The organism is Pseudoalteromonas sp. SaAl2 (assembly GCF_052947895.1).
Genome location: NZ_CM129605.1, coordinates 399,962 through 415,002, shown reverse-complemented (window position 1 = coordinate 415,002; position 15,041 = coordinate 399,962). Strand labels below are relative to the sequence as shown.

Sequence of the window (15,041 nt, the reverse complement as noted above, 5' to 3'; positions counted from 1 at the left end):
AATGACGTTACGTATAGCGATTACCCCCGGCGAACCTGCTGGGATTGGCCCTGATTTATTACTCAAGTTAGCCCAACATGATTGGCCAGCTCAACTTGTTGTAATTGCAGATGGCCAGTTACTAAAACAGCGTGCTGAGAAGCTAGGTTTAACAATTAATTTAATTGAATTTGATGAATCAGCGCCTGCTGCTACCTGCCCTGCTGGCACTGTGTATCTGCATCAAGTAGATTTAGGTGCACAAGTCGAATTGGGTGTACTCGATGATGCTAACGGTCAATATGTACTCGATACGCTTCGCATAGCATCAGAAAAAAATATGGATGGTACTTTTGATGCTGTGGTAACAGGTCCTGTACATAAGGGCATCATAAATAAAGCGGGCATTTCGTTCAGTGGCCATACCGAATATTTTGCTCAGCAATCGAATACTGCTGACGTGGTAATGATGTTAGCAACTGAAGGCTTACGTGTCGCCCTGGTAACAACACATATTCCTTTGGCCTATGTGTCACGTGCTATAACAGTTGAACGCTTATCAAAAGTAGCCGGCATTTTAAATCATGACTTACAAACTAAGTTTGGTATTGAAAAACCACGTATTCTAGTGTGTGGCTTAAACCCGCACGCTGGTGAAGATGGCCATTTAGGCCGTGAAGAAATTGAAACTATTACGCCTACCCTTGAGTTATTAAACAATCAGGGAATGAATTTAATTGGCCCATTGCCCGCTGATACATTGTTTCAAGATAAATACCTATCTCAAGCAGATGCTGTACTTGCAATGTATCACGATCAGGGGTTACCTGTGCTAAAATACAAAGGATTTGGTAAGTCAGTGAACATTACTTTAGGTTTACCTTTTATTCGCACCTCAGTTGACCATGGGACAGCCTTAGATTTAGCTGGTACTGGTCATGCTGAAGTGGGTAGTTTTGAATTAGCGATCCGCGAAGCAATTAAGCTCGCCCATGAAAAAGCACAGAATCAATGACAGATAAAGTACATTTAGGACACCGCGCCCGTAAACGTTTTGGCCAGAACTTTTTATTTGATGAATCGATCATCGATAAAATCGTTACTGCTATCGACCCAAAACCTGAAGATAACCTAGTAGAAATTGGTCCTGGTCTTGGTGCCATCACTGAGCCTGTAACTGAACTAAGTGGTCATCTAACCGTTGTTGAACTAGATAAAGATCTTGCTCAGCGCTTAACTGAGCACCCATTTTTAGGGCCAAAACTGACCGTGCATCAAGGCGATGCAATGAAATTTGATTTTTCAAGCTTAGTACGCGATGACAAAAAATTAAAAGTGTTTGGCAACTTGCCATACAACATTTCAACACCACTACTTTTTCACCTGTTTGAATTTGCAGATAATGTTGAACACATGCATTTCATGCTACAAAAAAGAAGTTGTAAAGCGCATGGTAGCAGGCCCTGGTAGTAAAACATTTGGTCGCTTAAGTGTTATGACGCAGTATTATTGCAATGCGATGCCTGTGGTTGAAGTTCCACCTGAGTGCTTTAAGCCAGCCCCTAAAGTTGACTCTGCGGTTATTCGCTTGATACCGAAAAAGCCAGAGCAACGTACAGCGAAAAGCGTAAAAATCTTAAACACGGTTTGCCTAGAAGCCTTTAACCAGCGCCGTAAAACTTTGCGTAACAGCTTAGCTAATTTACTGACCGCAGATGAACTCACAAGCATTGGCATTGATATTACTCTTCGTGCTGAAAGCCTTTCGTTACAACAATTTATAGATATAGCTAATTGGATTTATGACAACAAGCAGTAATTTGGGCTCGCCCATTAAAGTATCCGTAGAAACTTTTTACGTAGAAGGTCAATCACAACCTGAACTTGATAAATACGTTTTTGCGTATTCTATTACCATAAAAAACCACAGTTTATGTAGTGCAAAGCTAGTTAGTCGCTACTGGTTGATAACAGACGCCAATGGTAAAGAAGTGGAAGTTCAAGGCGAAGGTGTTGTTGGCGAAAAACCCACTATAGGACCTGGTGAAAGCTATAAATACACCAGTGGTGCTGTGCTGGATACCCCCGTGGGTACGATGCAAGGTTACTACACGTTAAAAAATGAGTTTGGCACTGAGTTTGATGCCCCTATTAATGTGTTTAGATTAGCTCAACCAAACATTTTGCATTAATTTACTATGGCTAACTATGCGATAGGTGATTTACAGGGCTGTTTTGATGAGTTTCAAGCCCTGTTACAACAGGTTGACTTTAATCCGAGTAAAGATCACCTATACTTGGTAGGCGATATTGTGGCACGAGGTCCAAACTCGCTCGCATGTTTAGAATATCTATATCAAAACCAAGATAGCATCACAGTAACACTGGGTAATCATGACCTACACCTCATTGCTTGTTACCTATTGAATAAACCAATAAACCCTAAAGATAAACTACAAGAGGTTTTTGCCTCTACAGCACTCCCCCGCTTATATAGACTTATTATTAGAACAACCTTTAGCTTTATGGCTTGAACACGAAAATGTGTTTATGTCTCATGCAGGGCTAAACCCAGATTGGTCAATAAACAAAGCACTCGAACACGCTCAATTTGCACAAAAATGTTATCAAGGTGATCAGGCCAGGGTATTTTTCCAGCGCATGTATGATCAGCACCCGACTCTTTGGCATGAGCAATTAACTGACTATGAGCAGTTTCGCTATATCGTTAATTACTTTACCCGAATGCGATACCTAACTGTCGATGGCCAGTTAGACCTTAAATGTAAGGGGGCGACTGCTGACTCAAACACAATAATACCTTGGTTTTCCCACTCTCGTTTTAGCACATTTAAAAATCATATTGTATTTGGCCACTGGGCATCTTTAGAGGGAAAAACAGGCCTTAAAAATATTCATGCACTTGATACTGGCTGTGTGTGGGGAGGCTCTATGACTTTGATGGAGCTAAAAAATAAACAATGCTTTAGTGTTATTTCTGCCAAATCTAATTAAATTTAACTGAAAAAAAGGCGTTCTTCTGTTAGATTTAGTATAATAATTGTTAAAAGTAATTAAATTTAATTACTTAACTTATCTGCAATTAAGCCGATAAAGTCTAATTACTACTCTTTTATGGAAATTCATATGAACTTAACTGTTAGCCAGCGTATTTGGGGTGGGTTTATCTGCATCACTCTATTGCTTCTTTTGATTGGGGGTAACTCACTGTTCAGAATTGCAAATATTAACAATTCTTCACAACAGGTAAACCAGTTATCATTACCCGCATTAGAAGAAAGTTCAGACCTTCAAGTTGAATTTATATTAATGAGTAAAGCTGCACAAGCCAGCTTTTATACTACTTCAACAGCAGAGCTAGCGCCTATCAAAACCGCGATTACAGAACGTAAACAACGCTTTGCTAAATCGAAGGCACAGTTACAAAGCATTGTGGGTGATCACCCGCAATTAAACCGCAACAGCCAAGATGTACAAAAACATACAGCAGCTTTATCAAAGCTGTTGATGGCTTATTGAACGACAAAGCTGATGAGCTTGAAATTAACAAAACACTCCGAACTCAGCTTGAAACAATAGAGTTGGCCGCAGAAGATGCAAATTCAGTGGTGCTAGATATTATTGATATAGATGGCCTTGAAGAAAATGATGCTCGCGCCTATCAAGCCGCTAATATGCTAGAGAATAACTTTTTATCTCTAGTGACCAACAGTACAGATATGCTAACAGTTCAAACTCAAAATACATTAGATATCGTTAAAAACGAACAACTCTATTATTTAGAAGAGGTCGAGCGTAGTATTAGTTTATTAAAACCTGCTGTAGAGGCCGATAACCCTGACTTATTTGCTGATTTAAATAATTACTTAGTGATTATCCGCGAAAACATACAAGGCACCAACAGCCTATCGGCTAACAAAAAGCGCTTAATAGACGTAATCGCGATGACAAAGTCAGAGCTTGCACAAGCTGATGAAGCCACCACCACCGCGCTGAAACAACTCAATGAACTTGTAGAAACAAGCTAGTAACGTGGCATTTGAGCTGCAAAAAGGTGTAAGTAACGATGTTAATTCTGCCAATTTATGGACATGGATTGGTATGATTACTGCAACTTTACTAGCTATTGTGGTTGCCTTTATCACCGTAAATCGGATAACAACACCATTAGCTGAAGTTAATCGCATTTTAGATATCGTTGCCAGTGGGGATATGACACAGCGCTTAGATGATTCAGCTAAAGATGAGTTTGGTGAATTATCACGTAGTTGTAATACCCTAATAGACAGTTTAAGAAGCTTGATCCAAGGAATTATTTCGCGCTCGACACAACTTGCTGCTGCATCAGAGCAAACATCGGCAATCACCGGTGAGTCAAGCCAAGCAATTCGCAACCAACAAGCTCAAGTGGAGCAAGCTGCAACTGCAACCACCGAAATGAGCAGTACTTCACAAACGGTTAGCAACAGTGCGCAACAAGCACTGAAAGAAATTAAAAATGCCGATAAAGAAGCGGATCGGGTTAAAGGTATTTCAAGCCAAAACAAAGCAACTATTGAACAACTCGCCCGCGAAGTTGACGACGCATCACAAGTGATCAATAAATTACATCAGGATAGCGCCTCTATCGGCAGTATACTTGATGTTATTCGTGGTATCGCAGATCAAACTAACTTACTCGCACTTAATGCCGCAATTGAAGCTGCCCGTGCAGGTGAACAAGGTCGAGGTTTTGCCGTAGTTGCTGATGAAGTGCGTTCTCTTGCCAGCAAGACACAAGAATCAACACAAGAAATTCAAGCAATGATCGAATCACTGCAAAGTGGTGCTGAAGCAGCAGTATCTGCTATGTCCAAAGGCAAACAACAAGCTGAATCGTGTGTTGAGCAATCAGATTTAGCCAATACTGCTCTTGATTCTATCACTACTGCTGTCGCGCAAGCTCATGATGTGAGTGAAGAGATATCAACTGCAGCACAAGAGCAACAGCAAGTGTCTCAAGAAATTAGCGAACGCCTTGAGTCAATCGTAGCTATTGCCGAGCAAACAGCTGAAGGAGCGAACCAAACTAATATTTCAAGCTCTGAAGTTGCAAAGCTCGCTGAGGAATTACGTTTGTCAGTCGATGAGTTTAAAGTTTAAATTCATAAAACAATATTAAAAAGCCCCGTTGATTGCTCAACGGGGCTTTTTCTTTACCTATCATTAGGTTTTAAAGCGCCTAAACTTGTTGCAGTACTTAAATTAATCTCTAAAGTTTTTAAACTGAAATGGCTGCCCCAAGTCAGCACTACGAACGACTTGCATTGCTTCTTGTAAGTCATCGCGCTTTTTACCTGTCACTCGTATTTCTTCGCCCTGAATCGCAGCTTGCACTTTCACTTTTGAATCTTTAATTGCTTTAACCACTTTTTTAGCAACGTCTTTTTCAATACCTTGCTTAAGAGCGACGTTACGAAAAACATTTTTTCCTGCACGAGAGATATCTTGCAATTCAAGGCTAGATACATCCATGCCACGTTTTGATATTTTGTTTGCTAAAATATCAAATAATTGCAGCACTTGAGCGTCAGCTTCTGCTTTAAGTTTTATGGTTTTATCGTTTAGCTCAATTGATGCATCAACACCTCTAAAATCAAAACGAGTGTCTAGTTCACGCTTTGCATTATCAACAGCGTTTTGTGCTTCATTCATTTCTACTTCAGATACAATATCAAAAGAAGGCATTAGTCTCTCCTAACAAGATTTTTTAATTTCTATATTATACCGCCTATTTTATAAATCTTTACATATTTCTGTGTTTCGTTCAGGTGCGATACTAAATTTGTTTGATATACTATGGCTCTATTTTTAAACGATTCAGGATATATCGTGACTAGGCGTGTTTACCAAGCTGTTTTTTTAGTCAGTATAGTGGCCTTTACCTTTTTATTTGCCAAGGAAATCAAAGGCGCTGCCAATCTGTTCCCACATGTTGATAAAGTTGCCCACTTTGGCATTTTTTTTGCCCTTGCCGTTGTGATGGACAAAGCATTTAAAATTCCATTATGGGTGCAAATCTTAACGCTAGCAGGCTACGGTGCCGCCATTGAGGTAATGCAAGATATGCTGCCCTACCGCCAAGCATCTGTGGCTGACTTTATTGCTGACTTTGCTGGTGCTGCCAGTTACTTTATAGTCAAATTTGCTTTTCATATTGGAAAAAAGCCCAATCATGGATAATATTGTTATTGTAGGTGATGGAGCAATAGGTTTACTTTACAGTCACTTTTTAAGCGCTAACAATCATATCAACTTAATTTCTCGCAAAGCTAAACCTGCTAATCAATATTATTATCAAAGCCCCGAACAACGTAAAATCATTAATGTTAACGTTCTGAGTAATAAAAATTTAGGGCAATTAAAACCTGTAAGCATAGTTATATTTGCGGTCAAAGCGTATCAAGTAAATGAGGCTTTAGCACAGTTACTTCCCTATTTAAGTCCATCATGTCAGCTAGTTTTATCGCATAATGGCATGAGTGATCTGCAACCTATTTTAGCTAAATTACAAAATCAACAAGCTCTCTATTTTTTAACCACCCGCTTGGCAGGCTTTAAATCAGACTCTAACACAGTAGTCCATACTGGTGATGGCGAGAGTATTTTAGGCAGCTGCAATGATATCGCAACCCAAGGTTTACCACATTTAATTAAAGCGTTGTCCGCAATCCCCCGTTTTCGTTATAGTGAAAAAATTGCTTTGCTCCGTTGGCATAAATTACTCATAAATATAGCAATTAACCCGTTAAGTGCACACTACAATGTTAAAAATGGGGATCTAGCAGCACCTAGATTCAGTACTGAAATATTTAATTTGCTCAGTGAGTCATGTTACATTGCGACTAAGCTAGGTATCAATATCAATCTAGCAGATGCACTAGCAACAGCATACCAAGTGATGACAGATACTGCATTTAACTACTCATCAATGCAGCAGGATATTACCCATAACCGCCTAACTGAAATCGATGCTATGTGTGGCTACATTTGCCAACAGGGAGCAAAAGTTGGCGTTAAAACGCCTTACAATCAGTATTTTCTAGATATGATAAGGCATAAAAAAAGCGCGAATTAATCGCGCTTTCTACCTATCAACTAAACTATTATGGGCGATATACCTTCACATTGGCAAACCCATTTTCATGTAAAATAAGCGCCTGCAATTGACTCATCACCCCTTTCGCGCAATATAAATAGTAGTCTTTATCTTGTGGTAAATCCCCAAACTTAGTCGCTAAACGGAAGAATGGTAAATGCACAACCTCAGTACCATTGATTTCTAACGGGTTAGCATCTTCTTCTTCCGGTGAACGAATATCAACAACCACTGCACCGACGGGTAAATCAGAAACCGATTCAGCCTCTTTAAGCTCTTGTTTTGCTTCTACGTCAATATCACGCACGTCCATCATACGCGCATTAGCAACAACCGTATCGAGCACATCAAAGTCAAACTTTTGCTCTTCGGCTTCAATAACTTGAATTTTTGCTTTAACAGTTGGCTTTTTCGAAATTACGCCGCAGTACTCAGGCATAGTTTCAGCCATTTCTGCTGTGCCAATTTTACGGGCGATGTTAATAATTTCTTGTTTGTCATGCTGAATGAGTGGGCGCAAAATAAGGGTTTCAGTTACACGATCAATCACGCTTAAATTAGCTAATGTTTGACTTGAAACTTGCCCAATACTTTCACCAGTAACTAAAGCTTGAACCCCCATTTTCTCCGCTATTTGGCTACCAGCACGCATCATCATACGTTTAAGCACCACACCCATTTGGCTGTTTTCAACGTTTTCAAGAATTTCAGCAACAACAGGTTCAAAATCCACACTTATAAATTTAACTTTATGTGTAGAGCTAAACTGTTTCCAAATATAGTAGCTGGCTTGCTTTACACCAATCTCATGAGCCGCCCCACCGAGGTTAAAGAATAAAAAATGAGTACGTGCACCTTTACGGATCATTTGGTAGCTAGCAACACCAGAATCAAACCCACCAGACATAAGAGAAAGTACATCCTCTTGTGTTGGTAATGGGAAGCCAGCCATACCAAAATGAGTTTGCGTAACTATATAGGCTTTATCATCTTTTATTTCGATACGAACAGTCACTTCAGGGCGGCTAAGTTGTACACGCGCACCCTCAACATGCTGGTTCAGGCCGCCCCCCACATAACGCTCTACATCTGTGGAGGTAAAATCATGCTTACCTTGTCGTTTACAGCGAACACAAAAGGTTTTACCTGCAATGGTATGGCCGATAAGATCTAAGGCAATCTCATAGATGTCGTGAAGGTTTTCGTAGGTTGTTTCGGTTACCTCAATAAATTGCACAATGCCAGGTATACGCTGTAGAGAATCAATAAAATCAAGACGCATCTGTGCGTCGTCACTGAGCGTGACCACTGAAATATTATCCCAGTTGTTTTTAACTTGTACTTTCTCGTCTAGCTTACGCAGCACGATTTTAATGTTATTTTCTAACACTTTAGTAAAACGTTTACGTACCGAACGGCTTTTAATGGCTATTTCAGGATGAAGTTTGACGATAAATTTAAGCATAGTTTACTCGTTTGGCAATTTAAGAATTCACGCACCCAAGTGCTGGGCGCGCGATTATAGCAAAAAATCTAACGTCTAGGAAATAAACAAATATAGCTAAAATCTATTACCGTTTAAGCAGGCTCAACCTGTAGTGATAATTGTGTGTACTTTTCTTTTAACTCGACAAGTTTAGGTAGACTTTGCTCTGCAGCATAAGCTTTAAATAAAGCCAACACTTTTAAAATTCCTTTATAGATATCTTGCTGTAATAGCTCACCGCTTAAACGCCGCGCTTTTATATAAGGAGTCCAAAAACTAACCGTCAGCTTTAGCATGTGCGCCAACTCTGTTGCATCATCGTCATCAAGTTCCATTAAGCCACTGTCACGTAAGCTGATAATTATCCCTCTCACTTGCGTGAGTAAAGCTGACTGAAATTCTATATAGTCTTTTTTTAGTACTTCATCACGAGACAGAATATCGCCTAAATTGTCGTAGAAAAAATGAAAACGCCACATTAATTCAAACAACGCATCTAAATAGCCGCTGAGCTGAACAAAGCCATCACTATCGTTGCTTACTGGTGTAAATTGGGTATGCAAATGTTCACTGTAAAGCGCAAAAATATGACGAAGAATGTCTTCTTTATTTTTAAAGTGATAATAAAGATTGCCAGGGCTAATCCCCATATGAGAAGCAATATGGTTAGTTGTAATCGCACGTTCCCCGTGCTGGTTAAACAGCTCTATGCTGGTCTTAATTATTTTATCCTTGGTACTCATGTATTCTGCTACTCTAGGTTGTTAGTAAAGTAAATGCTCAAAGTTTATGCAAATAATATTAGCCGCGCAGTATATACAAATCCAATCGAATAAAACACCACCTTGAAAATTTCTATCCTAAATCTAACTGATACAATACTCACCTTGAATAATACTAACGTTAAGTAATAACAAGTGATTACCTTAACAAGGCTGATTTGCAGCAAAAACACTGATAATATAACCACAAAAATAACACTAAGCTAAATCATATGAAAGTTACAGCTATTTACCCTGGTACCTTTGATCCACTCACTAACGGCCACACAGACTTGATTCAACGTGCAGCTAAAATGTTTGATACCGTTATTGTTGCTATTGCACATAACCCAAGCAAAAAGCCCTGCTTTAGCTTAGATGAGCGTGTAGAAATTGCAAATAGCCTACTGAATCATATTGATAATGTCTGTGTCATTGGTTTTTCTGGTTTGCTGGCAGACCTTGCTCGTGACCATAAAGCCAATGTATTAATTCGAGGTATTCGTGCGGTCTCTGATTTTGATTACGAGTTCCAACTGGCTAATATGAACCGACGTTTAAACCCCGATTTAGAGAGCGTATTTTTAACACCAGCAGAGAAAAATTCATTTATTTCGTCAACATTAGTTAAAGAAGTTGCCCGTCACAAAGGTGATGTCAGTGAATTTGTCAGTCCAATTGTTGTTAAAGCTTTAGAGGAAAAATTGCACGGATGAAGTTAACTAAGCTTGCAAGTTTTGCCGTATTACTCTCGCTACCTTTACCGACTCTAGCCGGACCTTGGATTGAAAGTGATGATCCACTCTTACGTGCTTCAATTGAACTGCTCTTTAATCAAGGTGTGATTAAACAACCAATTAATAGCTACCCGTTGATGTGGCAAGGTATTGCTCGAGACCTAAAGAACCTTGATCGCGATAAGCTATCAGTGCAAAGTCAATTTGCCTTACAACATGTAAAACATGCCCTAGCAAATGCTAAGCGCAGCACTAGCTCAGGTATTAGAGCAAACTACAATAGCGATGCAAACTTGCAACAGAGTTTTGGCAGCCGTGATCAACAAAAAAGCGGAATAAACAGTTACGGCTCTATTACAGGAAAGAGAGTCAGTGCCAAGGTCAGTGTTAATTATGCAGATGAAGCGCTAGATGATAAGTACACAAATTATCAGGGAAGTTATTTAGCGGTACTGATTGCCGATTGGTCTATTAGCGCAGAACAAATAAGCCACTGGTGGGGGCCAAGTAATGATAATGCCCTACTCCTATCAAATAACGCTGCGCCAATGAAAGGCATTAGAGTAAACCGCGCCAATACGCAATACGATGGACCGAGCTTTTTTTCATTTATTGGTAACTGGCAACTTACCGGTATTTACGCTAAACAAAAACCGACTCTTACTAATAATGATGAAGGTGATTATTGGGCAATGCGTTTTGCCAGTACACCGCTGCCTGGGCTTGAAATTGCGTTCAGCACATCAGGATCAGATTTCTTAACTAGCTCTTATATTGATACCACAACATTAGAAGCTGACAATAAAAAGCAGCAGCTTACCAGCCTAGATGCCAAATATTCTACGCAAATAGCAGGTCAACCGCTTGGGCTTTACGCTGAGATAATGGGCCGTAATGACAGCGGCTTTACACCTAGTGATCCATTTTATACTGTTGGCATTGAAAGTTTTTTTGGCGATCAACAACAACTACTAAAAACTTACCTTGAGTATACCAATACCCAACAAGAGTGTGTGTCGGCAATGGATTGCACTTATGGCAATGATACCTTAACTAATATCAGCGCAGGCTATATTCATAAAGACCGCTTAATGGGCAGCTCAACACCTTATAACAGTAAATCTGCAGTCATAGGCGCCCAATATCACACAATGAATGGTTATGCTGGTTTTGCTAAGCTACGCTGGTTAAGTGGGGAATCACTCATAACAGCCCCTGCACAAGAGATAGGCTCATTTAAACGAGTACAGTTAGAGCTTGGTTATCAGCAAGCACTATTTAGCGGCCTTTGGCAAGTAACTGGCTCCGTATTCAAAGATGAGCTGAATAATGATTCAGACACAAACACCGCGGTTAAAACCAGTTGGGAATACCGCTTCTAGAGTTTATTAGAATAGAATTATACAGGGTTAGGCTGCTTGTTTGATCTTGTATAATTTTCATAGTCTGATATCAGTGAGACTAAATAGAAGCTCACCTAATACTTGACTACCGACAAACAGTTCATTTTTTCGTTAGAGTGAGCGAGTCGGTAGATATTACTTTGTCTAAAAATAAAAAATCCTTCTCAGTAACAAGCACTGCTATCATTAATAAATCAATGGTATTCACCCCATAAGAATAAGCAGTCCATAGCCACCACTCTTCGCGATTGTACAATACATAAATATCATAATGTATTACTGCCATCAGTAAAGCATTCAAACCTAGACCTATTAGAATATAATAAAGTAAGAGGAATTGATGTTTTTTTATGACAAGGAACCATACCAACAAAACAACGATAGTTATTAAATCGTAAATAAACCAGTTCATATAATTACTTAATGACAAACGCACAATATCACTAAGTATGTACGAAAAAGCCATTAAAAAGCATAGTTGAACTACTGATTTTTCAGGGTTATTTAGCCGTGAAACTAATTTGAAAAGGAAAGCCATCAAAAAGCCCCATTCGATAAACACACCGATATAAGGGCCTATTACATCATTTATGTACATAATTACTACAGAGAATGGCTAAGGTTACGTGTTTTAAATATTGCTTTAATTCCGTTTTTAAGCCTAATTAACCCCAAAATGTCTCTATCAACAATTAAGGCAACTATCATGGTGAAGTCGATGATATTCACACCGAAAGAATAGATATCCCAAAGGATCCAAGGCTCTTTATTATACAAAATGTATATATCATAATAAATCAACAAAAATAATGAACTGTTAATTATCAAGCCAACACAGAGGTATAAAAATGAAGAAGGAGTAGTAGAGTTTGTAAATTTCCAAATCCCTATTAATATAGCGATTGTTACAAAATCCCATACAGCCCAGTGTAGATATGTTTCAGTAGTAGAAAACCAAGAAAAAAAATAGTCACTGCTAAAATATGATAGAAATAAAATAAACGAACTAAGTAATAAAGTTAAGTTTTTTTTAGGTGTTGCAAGGTAAAGAAATATATTAAAAAAAAAGGCCATCATGAAGCCCCATATAACTAGGGCTCCTAAGGATAAACCAAAATGTTCAGTCAAGTACATTCATATTCCAATAGCTATTGAGGTCGCTTATCTGGATCAATGATAATCCCGCCACCGCGTTGAATTTCCGCGCCGCCAGCTGCTGCCAGAGCTTCTTGTGATATAGACACTGTATCAGATTGTAGGGTTTTATTACTAGTGCTTTGTTCTAAAGCTGGCTTTGATTGTTGCATAGAGTTGTATGCTTGCATTTGTAGTTGGCTGTTACCTGTAACTTGCATGAGAGTGTTCCTTTCATTAATTGTTGAATTTTACTTAAGCTATTTAAGTGTTTACTGCATAACGCTATAATATTTTTTTGGCGTATTGCATAGGTGAACTCAAACTGAGTCATCTAATGAATATAAAGCAAATAGCGATCCAACTTTTCAATGATTTTAGATCTTTTAATACTTTTACTAGCACTTCTAGAAATGAAAATGGAGAAAAGAGGTCATACCAGATAGTAAAGGCCATAAAAAAACGCACAGGGGTAACCGTACGTCTTTTACATCCAGGGATTTTAAGCTACGTTTTTACACGGGATCTCCGTGTTTCGACTTGGCTTCAAAATAAATTCCATTGCGACTTCGTCACAATTGTCTTTGCGTAAACAAAGTTCACAGTCTTTCATTACCTTTTCCGGTAAGCTTTCTTTAGTACAGAATGTAAAACCTTGCTTTTCAAAAAAATCGGGGACTCGCGTCAATACAATGATGCGATTGAGTGCCAATTTTTTGGCTTTGCCAAGTAAGTGCTCAACAAGTTGCCGCCCTTGCCCTGTTACGCCAGTTTGAGGATCAATTCCTAGTGAGCGTATTTCGGCAAGTCCAGTATCATAAATATACAAAGAGGCACAGCCTGCAACCGTTGAGTTCACCTCAGTGACTGCAAATTCATTAATTGAATGTACCATATCACTTTTAGCTCGCGGTAAGTTTTCACCTACTGTTGCCCAGTGCTGAATAAGCTTAGCAATAGACTCAACATCATCTAGGTTTGCATCACGTACCGTTATTTGCTGTTTTTTTTTGGCATCTTTCACAGCATTGGTTACTTGCTCTAATGATGTGCCACCAAGTGCTTGACGCGCTTTAATACAAGCGTCTATTTCTAATACAGGATATACATCTTGTTCAAAAATACTATGCACAGACTTAAATTGTTCTAAACTTAAATCTTCTAAGTTATTACCTTGCGCAATAGCCATTTGTACTAGCACACCCACAATGTGGTGACCTTCTCTAAATGGGATACCTTTCGCAACTAAGTAATCGGCTAATTCCGTCGCATTCGAGTGTCCGCCTTTAGCTGCTGCTAATGTGCGCTCAGCATTGACCTTCACACCTTTAATACACGCTTGTGCCATATGAATACAGGCAAGCCAAGTAGGCATTGCATCAAATAAGCCTTCTTTGTCTTCTTGCATATCTTTGTTATAAGCAAGTGGCAAGGCTTTAAGGGTCATCATCATGGCACTAAACGAGCCAAACACACGGCCAGTTTTACCACGAATAAGCTCAAGTGCATCTGGGTTTTTCTTTTGCGGCATTAAAGATGAGCCAGATGTCACGTTATCTGCCAACTCAATAAACCCAGCTTCACCTGAGTTATAAAAGATTAAATCTTCAGCCATGCGTGATAAGTGAATCATTGAAATAGACGCGCAGCTTAATAGCTCAACTACAAAGTCACGATCAGAGACCGAGTCTAAACTATTTTTAGTTGCAGCGGTAAAACCTAGCCCCGTGGCAAGTGCTTGCCTATCTATTGGGTACGCAGTCCCCGCAAGTGCACCACTGCCTAATGGGCAAAAGTTCATTCGTGCTTTAGCGTCACTTAAACGACTTTCATCACGTTCCAGCATTTCCACATACGCCATACACCAGTGACTAAACAGTAGTGGTTGGGCACGTTGTAAGTGCGTGTAGCCGGGTAAAATAGTACCCAGTTCACGTTCTGCTAGGGCAATAAACTCAGCTTTAAGTTGCCCTAATGCTTCAAGTAAGTGATCGGCAGTATCACGACACCACAATCTAAAATCTGTCGCTACTTGGTCATTACGGCTACGTCCTGTGTGTAGCTTTTTAGCCAAGTCACCAACCTTTTCAATCAGTGCAGCTTCAACATGTGAATGAATATCTTCAGCGCCCGACGTCGCCACAGCTTGTGGGTCTGCTTTAACTTCATCGAGTAATTCATATAATGCAGCAACAAGCGTTTCATGCTCGTCGCTAGTTAGTACATCAACTTGCTTTAGGGCACCCGCCCATGCCACAGAGCCAACAATATCTTGCTCTGCGAGTTGATAATCGAAGGGAAGTGAATCGTTAAATTGTTTAAACGCTTCATCTGGACCCGTAGAAAAACGTCCGCCCCATAATGCCATGAAATATCTCCAAA

Annotated in this window: 13 protein-coding genes and 3 pseudogenes; 9 read left to right on the top strand and 7 right to left on the bottom strand. The window is 39.5% G+C overall.

Features of this window, described 5'->3' with window-relative positions; all coding sequences use genetic code 11:
• The first annotated feature begins 1 nt into the window (after position 1).
• The 5 genes and pseudogenes from pdxA to ACU8V8_RS01970 all read left to right on the top strand — a co-directional run bounded on the left by pdxA (position 2) and on the right by ACU8V8_RS01970 (position 5,142).
• Entirely contained in the window at positions 2-994 is a 993-nt protein-coding gene (gene pdxA / locus ACU8V8_RS01990; protein WP_446888664.1) for a 4-hydroxythreonine-4-phosphate dehydrogenase PdxA, read from the top strand.
• Positions 991-1,798: pseudogene (rsmA, locus tag ACU8V8_RS01985) on the top strand (16S rRNA (adenine(1518)-N(6)/adenine(1519)-N(6))-dimethyltransferase RsmA). The gene pdxA and the pseudogene rsmA overlap by 4 nt, the downstream one beginning before the upstream one ends.
• Positions 1,782-2,171 (top strand): Co2+/Mg2+ efflux protein ApaG, encoded by a 390-nt coding sequence (gene apaG, locus ACU8V8_RS01980; protein WP_087533512.1) that lies wholly within the window; start codon positions 1,782-1,784, stop codon positions 2,169-2,171. Before rsmA ends, apaG begins: the two are co-directional and overlap by 17 nt.
• Positions 2,172-2,177: 6 nt before the next feature.
• Positions 2,178-2,994: pseudogene (locus tag ACU8V8_RS01975) on the top strand (symmetrical bis(5'-nucleosyl)-tetraphosphatase).
• Between the two features lie 132 nt (positions 2,995-3,126).
• A pseudogene (locus ACU8V8_RS01970) lies at positions 3,127-5,142 on the top strand (methyl-accepting chemotaxis protein).
• Between the two features lie 102 nt (positions 5,143-5,244).
• Here the strand turns inward: ACU8V8_RS01970 and ACU8V8_RS01965 are convergent.
• Positions 5,245-5,727, bottom strand: a complete 483-nt coding sequence (locus tag ACU8V8_RS01965; protein ID WP_446888663.1) for a YajQ family cyclic di-GMP-binding protein — start codon at positions 5,725-5,727, stop codon at positions 5,245-5,247.
• Between the two features lie 144 nt (positions 5,728-5,871).
• Between ACU8V8_RS01965 and ACU8V8_RS01960 the strand changes: the two genes are divergently transcribed.
• On the top strand, positions 5,872-6,222 hold the full coding sequence (locus ACU8V8_RS01960) for a VanZ family protein (RefSeq protein ID WP_446888662.1): 351 nt from the start codon (positions 5,872-5,874) through the stop codon (positions 6,220-6,222).
• On the top strand, positions 6,215-7,117 hold the full coding sequence (locus tag ACU8V8_RS01955; RefSeq protein ID WP_446888661.1) for a ketopantoate reductase family protein: 903 nt from the start codon (positions 6,215-6,217) through the stop codon (positions 7,115-7,117). Before ACU8V8_RS01960 ends, ACU8V8_RS01955 begins: the two co-directional genes overlap by 8 nt.
• Positions 7,118-7,145: 28 nt before the next feature.
• Here the strand turns inward: ACU8V8_RS01955 and thiI are convergent, their stop codons facing one another.
• Positions 7,146-8,603, bottom strand: a complete 1,458-nt coding sequence (gene thiI / locus ACU8V8_RS01950; protein WP_446888660.1) for a tRNA uracil 4-sulfurtransferase ThiI — start codon at positions 8,601-8,603, stop codon at positions 7,146-7,148.
• A gap of 113 nt (positions 8,604-8,716) precedes the next feature.
• Positions 8,717-9,367, bottom strand: a complete 651-nt coding sequence (locus ACU8V8_RS01945; protein WP_446888659.1) for a TetR/AcrR family transcriptional regulator — start codon at positions 9,365-9,367, stop codon at positions 8,717-8,719.
• A 251-nt stretch (positions 9,368-9,618) separates the two neighbouring features.
• Here ACU8V8_RS01945 and coaD point away from each other — a divergent pair, with 251 nt between their 5' ends.
• Together coaD and ACU8V8_RS01935 are read left to right on the top strand one after the other, a co-directional pair.
• Positions 9,619-10,101, top strand: coding sequence for a pantetheine-phosphate adenylyltransferase (coaD, locus tag ACU8V8_RS01940; RefSeq protein WP_446888658.1), 483 nt, complete (start codon positions 9,619-9,621; stop codon positions 10,099-10,101).
• On the top strand, positions 10,098-11,504 hold the full coding sequence (locus ACU8V8_RS01935) for a capsule assembly Wzi family protein (protein ID WP_446888657.1): 1,407 nt from the start codon (positions 10,098-10,100) through the stop codon (positions 11,502-11,504). Before coaD ends, ACU8V8_RS01935 begins: the two co-directional genes overlap by 4 nt.
• A 121-nt stretch (positions 11,505-11,625) precedes the next feature.
• Here ACU8V8_RS01935 and ACU8V8_RS01930 read toward each other — a convergent pair whose 3' ends face one another.
• The 4 genes from ACU8V8_RS01930 to argH form a co-directional block, all read right to left on the bottom strand.
• The gene (locus ACU8V8_RS01930; protein ID WP_446888656.1) at positions 11,626-12,123 is read right to left on the bottom strand and encodes a hypothetical protein; all 498 of its coding nucleotides are present in this window, start codon (positions 12,121-12,123) and stop codon (positions 11,626-11,628) included.
• 5 nt (positions 12,124-12,128) lie between these two features.
• Positions 12,129-12,602 (bottom strand): hypothetical protein, encoded by a 474-nt coding sequence (locus ACU8V8_RS01925; protein ID WP_446888655.1) that lies wholly within the window; start codon positions 12,600-12,602, stop codon positions 12,129-12,131.
• 71 nt (positions 12,603-12,673) lie between these two features.
• Positions 12,674-12,880: a hypothetical protein gene (locus ACU8V8_RS01920; RefSeq protein WP_421959923.1), complete on the bottom strand. Its 207-nt coding sequence runs from the start codon at positions 12,878-12,880 to the stop codon at positions 12,674-12,676.
• Between the two features lie 281 nt (positions 12,881-13,161).
• Positions 13,162-15,027 (bottom strand): argininosuccinate lyase, encoded by a 1,866-nt coding sequence (gene argH / locus ACU8V8_RS01915; RefSeq protein ID WP_446888654.1) that lies wholly within the window; start codon positions 15,025-15,027, stop codon positions 13,162-13,164.
• Positions 15,028-15,041: the final 14 nt, after the last annotated feature.

What these genes read in the sequence shown, in the direction of transcription:
- pdxA (WP_446888664.1), top strand. Translation starts at nt 2, where the DNA reads ATGACGTTACGTATAGCGATTACCCCCGGCGAACCTGCTGGGATTGGC.
- apaG (WP_087533512.1), top strand. Translation starts at nt 1,782, where the DNA reads ATGACAACAAGCAGTAATTTGGGCTCGCCCATTAAAGTATCCGTAGAA.
- ACU8V8_RS01965 (WP_446888663.1), bottom strand. Translation starts at nt 5,727, where the DNA reads ATGCCTTCTTTTGATATTGTATCTGAAGTAGAAATGAATGAAGCACAA.
- ACU8V8_RS01955 (WP_446888661.1), top strand. Translation starts at nt 6,215, where the DNA reads ATGGATAATATTGTTATTGTAGGTGATGGAGCAATAGGTTTACTTTAC.
- thiI (WP_446888660.1), bottom strand. Translation starts at nt 8,603, where the DNA reads ATGCTTAAATTTATCGTCAAACTTCATCCTGAAATAGCCATTAAAAGC.
- ACU8V8_RS01945 (WP_446888659.1), bottom strand. Translation starts at nt 9,367, where the DNA reads ATGAGTACCAAGGATAAAATAATTAAGACCAGCATAGAGCTGTTTAAC.
- coaD (WP_446888658.1), top strand. Translation starts at nt 9,619, where the DNA reads ATGAAAGTTACAGCTATTTACCCTGGTACCTTTGATCCACTCACTAAC.
- ACU8V8_RS01935 (WP_446888657.1), top strand. Translation starts at nt 10,098, where the DNA reads ATGAAGTTAACTAAGCTTGCAAGTTTTGCCGTATTACTCTCGCTACCT.
- ACU8V8_RS01930 (WP_446888656.1), bottom strand. Translation starts at nt 12,123, where the DNA reads ATGTACATAAATGATGTAATAGGCCCTTATATCGGTGTGTTTATCGAA.
- ACU8V8_RS01925 (WP_446888655.1), bottom strand. Translation starts at nt 12,602, where the DNA reads ATGATGGCCTTTTTTTTTAATATATTTCTTTACCTTGCAACACCTAAA.
- ACU8V8_RS01920 (WP_421959923.1), bottom strand. Translation starts at nt 12,880, where the DNA reads ATGCAAGTTACAGGTAACAGCCAACTACAAATGCAAGCATACAACTCT.
- argH (WP_446888654.1), bottom strand. Translation starts at nt 15,027, where the DNA reads ATGGCATTATGGGGCGGACGTTTTTCTACGGGTCCAGATGAAGCGTTT.